Here is a 5503-nt window from a genome sequence, read left to right on the forward strand (position 1 = left end):
CATGCGGTCCTGCAAAGAAAAAAGCAGCCAACCCTTGTGGCCCATCAAATCCTTGTGGTCCAAAAAAACGTAAATCTGCTGATTAATCTTAAATCGTGCTAATTCAATCTACTCTCTGTTTGGCTGCTCAAGAAATTGCTAGCATCCAAACGCGCTACGCAAAAAAGGGCTTGACCCTAAGCGAAGCAGCACTGTGTGGCGCACGAGAGTTTATTGAGTGGAGTCACTATCCCAAAAATGATCTCTCAGATCCCGAGAGTGGCTATGAGTTTTACTACCATGCACATACAGCCGATGAGATGCAAGATGGTGAGCATGGTCACTTCCATTTATTCAAGCGCAATGAAGCGGAATTCCATCACCTCATTGGTATCGCATTAAATCAGCAAGGCTTGCCAGTTCGTTTGTTTACTACAAATCAGTGGGTTACGGGGGAGAAGTTAATCTCTGCGGATTTGGTGATTGATGAATTGCGCAACTTTGATATGGCAACTAAGGGTCGCTTGGGTCCAGTATCCCGCTGGGTTAGTGCGCTTACTAAACTATTTTTTACCGACATGAAGGTATTAATAGTTGAACGGGATCGCAAAATTACTCAGCTAGAAATTGACTGTGGTGACCTGTTGTCCGCTCTCAATTCAAGGAAGTACCACGTATTAACTGAAAGCAAGATTGATTTATTAGATCGACTTTCACAATATTTATTACCTGTAAATTAATCAAGGAGTTCAAATGAAAAAGATTCGAATAGGACTAGCCGTTGCGATTACAAGTTTTATTGGATTAGTGCACGCGGTAAGTTTGCCGGGTCCATTAGTCAGTGCAGAGTGGCTTGCTGCTAATCAATCAGAGGTTCAGATCTTAGAGGTTCGTGGCGATGTAGCCAGCTATACCCGTGCCCCTGAATTCGAAATTGATATAAAAACAGGGAAGAAGTTTTTAGTTGAGGTAGGTGGCCATATTCCGGATTCCACATTGCTTGACTTTAAAAAGGTCAGGGTTGATCGCATGATTGACGGGAAAAAGATCAAGTATCTGATTCCTGAAAAGGCTGACTTTGAAAAAATTATTCAGTCAGTGGGCATCAATTCTGACAAGCCAATTGTTTTAGTTCCAATTGCCCAAGATATTTCCGATATTGATGAAGCTTAATTTAAGGTTTACGGTGAGGACAATATCGCCGTATTAGATGGTGGCATGGCGGGCTGGCTTTCTGAAGGACGCGATTTTTCTGTTGCCCCATCGATTAAAACTAATGGAACATGGGTTGGCAAAGCTGAGCGCAAGGAGTTGATTGCTAACTCAGAGCAGGTAGCATTAGCTTCTAAAACTGGTAAATCTACTTTGATCGACGCACGTCAACCTGTTCAGTTTTTTGGTTTAAATAAGCGTGACTATGTAGGTGCTTACGGTCACATTGCGGGTGCAAAGGAATTGGCTCCTGAGTTATTAGCAAAGCCTGCAAAAGGGGCTCTGTATTTCTGGGATAAGAATACTTACAACGCATTATTCACTTCAAACGGAATCAACCCAAAGACGCCGGCAATTAGCTATTGCAATAGTGGTCACTTGGCGGCTGGTGGTTGGTTTGTTATGTCTGAATTAGTTGGCAATAAATCAACCAAGCTTTATGACGGCTCTTTGTATCTCTGGACTCTAGAAGGTCGTCCACTGGTTGGTGTTCCGCTTAATTAAATAGTAGTTAGGTTTTTCTTCAGTAATAAATTTAAATAAGGATTTAATATGAAATGCAATGTTGGTGGTATCGACCGTATCTTACGTATTGTTGCTGGCCTAGTATTGATTGGCTTGGCTGTCACAGGAACAACTGGAGCCTGGGCTTGGATTGGTGTTATTCCACTAGCCACTGGAGTGTTTAAATTTTGCCCGGCCTATCCATTATTGGGTATTAATACTGGTGCTAAAGATTCATGTAACGATAGCAGTTCCGGTAAGTAATACTGCTTTAACTAGATCGCTTGTTAGGCCAACGTCTAACAAGCGTTTTTGTCTTTAGTGAAGCGGGGATCTAGTGATCAACAAAGCGTCGTGGATCATTGATGGGTCGCAATGGCATGATATGAATTTGATTTCCATCAAGCTCGAGATGCATTTGACTACCGACCTCCATACATAACCTTCTCACTTCTGCAGAAGATGCCTCCCATTCAACGGTATTTACGCTACCTTCAATTCGCAACTGAATTACGGCGATCTGACCAAGGCTGCTCATCTTCTCTACTACTGTCGGTACGCTAGTCATCGTTGGGGTGACGTGAACGCTGAGGCCGCTCTGGGGGATAACCCAAGCCACGCGTACTTTAGGTGGAATTTTGCCTTTGTCGGCAACCTTAAAGAGTTGTGTACAGCCATCCCAGCTTAAGTTACCCGCATCGAACACACCATGAAACATATTGCTAATGCCAACTAATTCAGCAACGCGAGAATTTCTTGGTCTTTGAAATAAAACCTGCGGCGCTGCAGTTTGCAGGCTAATGCCTTTGTCTATAACGGTAATCTGGTCTGCAAGTAAGTCTGCCTCACGTAAATCATGAGTGACCAATAGAATTGGGATATTCAGATCTTTTCTAAGATCTGCCAGAGTTTTATACAAACCCTGGCGGGTTGGGGCATCGATAGCTGAGAAGGGCTCATCCAGCAGCAATACTTTTGGTTGGCGCGCTAGAGCTCTGGCGAGTGCTACCCGTTGTTGTTGACCGCCAGAAAGTTGATGCGGCATTCGCTCGGCCAAATTAGAAATGCCCATTCGATCTAATAAATCCATACTGATAGTCTTGCGTTTACTTGTGGCAAGGCCAGAGTTTTGCAATGGAATCGATACATTGTCTAAGGCATTCAAATGTGGAAATAGGGCATATTGTTGAAATAAGAATCCACATGACCGTTGTGCGGGCTCTAGGTGAAGTGCATTACGATTCAGTTCATTGCCCTCAAACCAGATCATTCCTTCACACTGAATAACTCCGGTAGCAGGCTTGTTTAGGCCGGCAATGGTTCTGAGAACTGAAGTTTTGCCGCTCCCGGAGGGGCCAACTAAAGCATGCAACTCACCTGGCGCACATTCAAGATTGATTTGCAGTGGATTCGGGTAGGTTTGGCTAATCTTGATTTTTAGCATTAGCTCAAGCTCCCGCGGCGACCGCGATTCTGCCCAAATACCCCATATGAAAGCGCTATACAAACAAGAGATGTACCAAGGAGCACAAGCGCGATAGCGCCAGCACCAGCAGTATCAAAGCTCTGAACCTTGTCATAAATAGCAATGGAGGCTGTTTTGGTCTCCCCGGGTATTGCTCCGCCAACCATGAGGACAACGCCGAATTCACCAAGGGTGTGGGCAAAGGTAAGGGCGGCGGCACCGGTAATACCTCGCCAAGATAGCGGCAACTCGATCAACCGAAAGATTTGCCAATCACTCAGACCGCTCACCTGAGCTGCTTCTCTGATTTCAGGATTAATAGCCTCAAATGCTCTCTGGATAGGCTGAATGGCGAAGGGGATATTGACAATTAATGAGGCAATCAGAATGCCTGTGAATGAAAATACTATTGGGGAGCCAAAAATACTGGTATTACCAAAAGAAACCAGAAAGTAATAACCTAAAACAGTGGGCGGCAGGACTAATGGAAGTGCTAGGGCAGCCTCAATCCATGGCCGACTTTTATTGAGCTTAAGCAGCCTATGGACAACCCAGATCCCAAAGGGAAGAATTAGAGCCATAGTCCAAAAAGCAAGCTTTAGGGATAGCAGAATTGCATCAATATCCATTTTTTTGATTGTATTGCCTTTGAGGCTAGGGTATCCCACTATATAAGTGTTTGCCGCTTCGGTGTCCAATATGCATGTATACGCATATATAATCTCAGCCTGTGAATATCAAAGTAAAAGTTAAAAAAGCCACCAAAGACCTTTCTCCACAAGTGATGGAAAAGGTATTTGCTAATGTTGCTGAATATTTCAGCGTTCTTTCGGAGCCATCACGCCTGCGCATCATGTATGCAGTTTGCAGTGGGGAGAAGTCTGTTTCTGAGGTTGTTGAGTTGTGCGGCTCCAGTCAGGCCAATGTCTCTCGTCATCTTGCAGCCCTAAATAAAGCCGGAATTTTACTTAGGCGTAAAGAAGGTACAACCGTTTTTTACTCTATCGCTGATAACGCAACCGTAGAAATGTGTCAGACAGTCTGCGCAAAAATTGCCGAGAGTTTGCATTAATTTTTTTTAAGAATCTATTCATCAAAGTAGAGAACACATGACCAAAAAACAAATAGAGATCAGTGCGCAAGATATCAGCGCTATCGAAAAGCCAGCTAATCGTGCTCGTCTGGTTAAGGCTCCTGAGCATTTTATTTCTCAAGAACTGATTGCTGACATCAACGCCAATGGCTTGGATGAAAACCGTCGCGGCTTCTTGCGCAAGGGTTTCATGTCTGCTCTAGGTGGAGCGGCGGCAGGGCTAACAGCTCCGCTAGCGATGGCTGCTGGTGAGGGCGATCCTGCGATTCTGGAGAAGCAGGAATGGCAAACTACCCTTGGTAAGAATGTAGCAACTATGCCTTATGGTATGCCATCTATTTACGAGTCAAACTTGATTCGTCGAGAGTCTCCAGGCTTAACTCGAGTATCAGCAGCCTCAGTTGCCTTTACTCCGCTTCAAGGTTTGTTTGGAACAATCACTCCTAACGGATTGCATTTTGAGCGTCACCATCAAGGTTGGTACAACCTCAATCCTGAGACTCATCGCCTGATGGTTAATGGCTTAGTGAAAAACCCACGCGTTTTCACAATGAATGATTTGATGCGTTTGCCTTCAGTTTCTCGTACTCACTTTATTGAGTGTGGTGCTAATACTGGTCTTGAGTGGGGTAATGTTGCCGTACCTACTGTTCAGTACACGCACGGCATGCTTTCTTGCTGTGAGTTCACTGGCGTTCCTTTAAAAGTATTGCTTGAAGAATGTGGCGCTGACCTCAAAAAAGGCAAGTTCATGCTTGCTGAAGGTGGTGATGGTTCTGGCATGACTCGCACGATTAACTTGGAAAGCTGTTTAAACGACACTATCGTGGCTTGGGCGATGAACGGTGAGATGTTACGCCCTGAAAATGGTTTTCCATTACGTTTAGTGGTTCCTGGTGTTCAAGGAGTAAGTTGGGTGAAATGGTTGCGTCGCCTTGAAGTAGGTGATATGCCATGGAATGCGAAGGATGAGGCAGTTCACTATATTGAATTGATGCCGGATGGATCGCACCGTCAATATGCATCGATTCAAGAATGTAAATCGGTCATCACAACACCATCTGGTGGTCAGCAGTTGCTGGATAAAGGTTTCTACAACGTCAGCGGTATGGCTTGGTCTGGTCGCGGCAAGATCCGGCGTGTTGATGTTTCATTCGATGGTGGAAATAACTGGCGCACTGCTCGTCTAGAAACACCAATCCTAGATAAGTCTATTACCCGCTTTAATATTGACTGGGTGTGGGATGGCT

The 5503-nt window shown here is 44.8% G+C and carries 8 protein-coding genes; 6 read left to right on the top strand and 2 right to left on the bottom strand.

Going from position 1 to position 5503, the window contains the following annotated elements:
- Window positions 1-95: 95 nt before the first annotated feature.
- The 4 genes from B7X71_RS12485 to B7X71_RS12500 are packed head-to-tail and all read left to right on the top strand — an operon-like array spanning window position 96 to window position 1959.
- A complete protein-coding gene (locus B7X71_RS12485; RefSeq protein ID WP_293599601.1) occupies window positions 96-719 on the top strand; it encodes a hypothetical protein in 624 nt (207 codons plus the stop codon).
- 13 nt (window positions 720-732) lie between these two features.
- A complete protein-coding gene (locus B7X71_RS12490) occupies window positions 733-1152 on the top strand; it encodes a hypothetical protein (RefSeq protein ID WP_293600897.1) in 420 nt (139 codons plus the stop codon).
- Window positions 1153-1197: 45 nt separating this feature from the next.
- Entirely contained in the window at window positions 1198-1695 is a 498-nt protein-coding gene (locus B7X71_RS12495; RefSeq protein WP_293600898.1) for a rhodanese-like domain-containing protein, read from the top strand.
- 48 nt (window positions 1696-1743) lie between these two features.
- Window positions 1744-1959 (top strand): DUF2892 domain-containing protein, encoded by a 216-nt coding sequence (locus B7X71_RS12500; protein ID WP_293600899.1) that lies wholly within the window; start codon window positions 1744-1746, stop codon window positions 1957-1959.
- A 70-nt stretch (window positions 1960-2029) separates the two neighbouring features.
- On the opposite strand, the gene B7X71_RS12505 is transcribed toward B7X71_RS12500, so the two are convergent.
- Together B7X71_RS12505 and modB are read right to left on the bottom strand one after the other, a co-directional pair.
- The gene (locus B7X71_RS12505) at window positions 2030-3139 is read right to left on the bottom strand and encodes an ABC transporter ATP-binding protein (protein WP_293600900.1); all 1110 of its coding nucleotides are present in this window, start codon (window positions 3137-3139) and stop codon (window positions 2030-2032) included.
- Complete coding sequence (gene modB, locus B7X71_RS12510) at window positions 3139-3789, bottom strand: molybdate ABC transporter permease subunit (protein ID WP_293599050.1); 651 nt, start codon at window positions 3787-3789, stop codon at window positions 3139-3141. Before modB ends, B7X71_RS12505 begins: the two co-directional genes overlap by 1 nt.
- 101 nt (window positions 3790-3890) lie before the next feature.
- On the opposite strand from modB, the gene B7X71_RS12515 reads away from it, so the two are divergent.
- The gene (locus B7X71_RS12515) at window positions 3891-4232 is read left to right on the top strand and encodes a metalloregulator ArsR/SmtB family transcription factor (protein ID WP_293599051.1); all 342 of its coding nucleotides are present in this window, start codon (window positions 3891-3893) and stop codon (window positions 4230-4232) included.
- 37 nt (window positions 4233-4269) lie between these two features.
- Window positions 4270-5503, top strand: a 1234-nt coding sequence (soxC, locus tag B7X71_RS12520) for a sulfite dehydrogenase (RefSeq protein WP_293600901.1), incomplete at its 3' end; no start/stop codon positions are given.

This window comes from Polynucleobacter sp. 39-46-10, assembly GCF_002282275.1.

Coding starts and splice junctions, on each gene's coding strand:
- B7X71_RS12505 (WP_293600900.1), bottom strand. CDS start 3,139: ATGCTAAAAATCAAGATTAGCCAAACCTACCCGAATCCACTGCAAATC.
- B7X71_RS12490 (WP_293600897.1), top strand. CDS start 733: ATGAAAAAGATTCGAATAGGACTAGCCGTTGCGATTACAAGTTTTATT.
- B7X71_RS12500 (WP_293600899.1), top strand. CDS start 1,744: ATGAAATGCAATGTTGGTGGTATCGACCGTATCTTACGTATTGTTGCT.
- modB (WP_293599050.1), bottom strand. CDS start 3,789: ATGGATATTGATGCAATTCTGCTATCCCTAAAGCTTGCTTTTTGGACT.
- B7X71_RS12495 (WP_293600898.1), top strand. CDS start 1,198: ATGGCGGGCTGGCTTTCTGAAGGACGCGATTTTTCTGTTGCCCCATCG.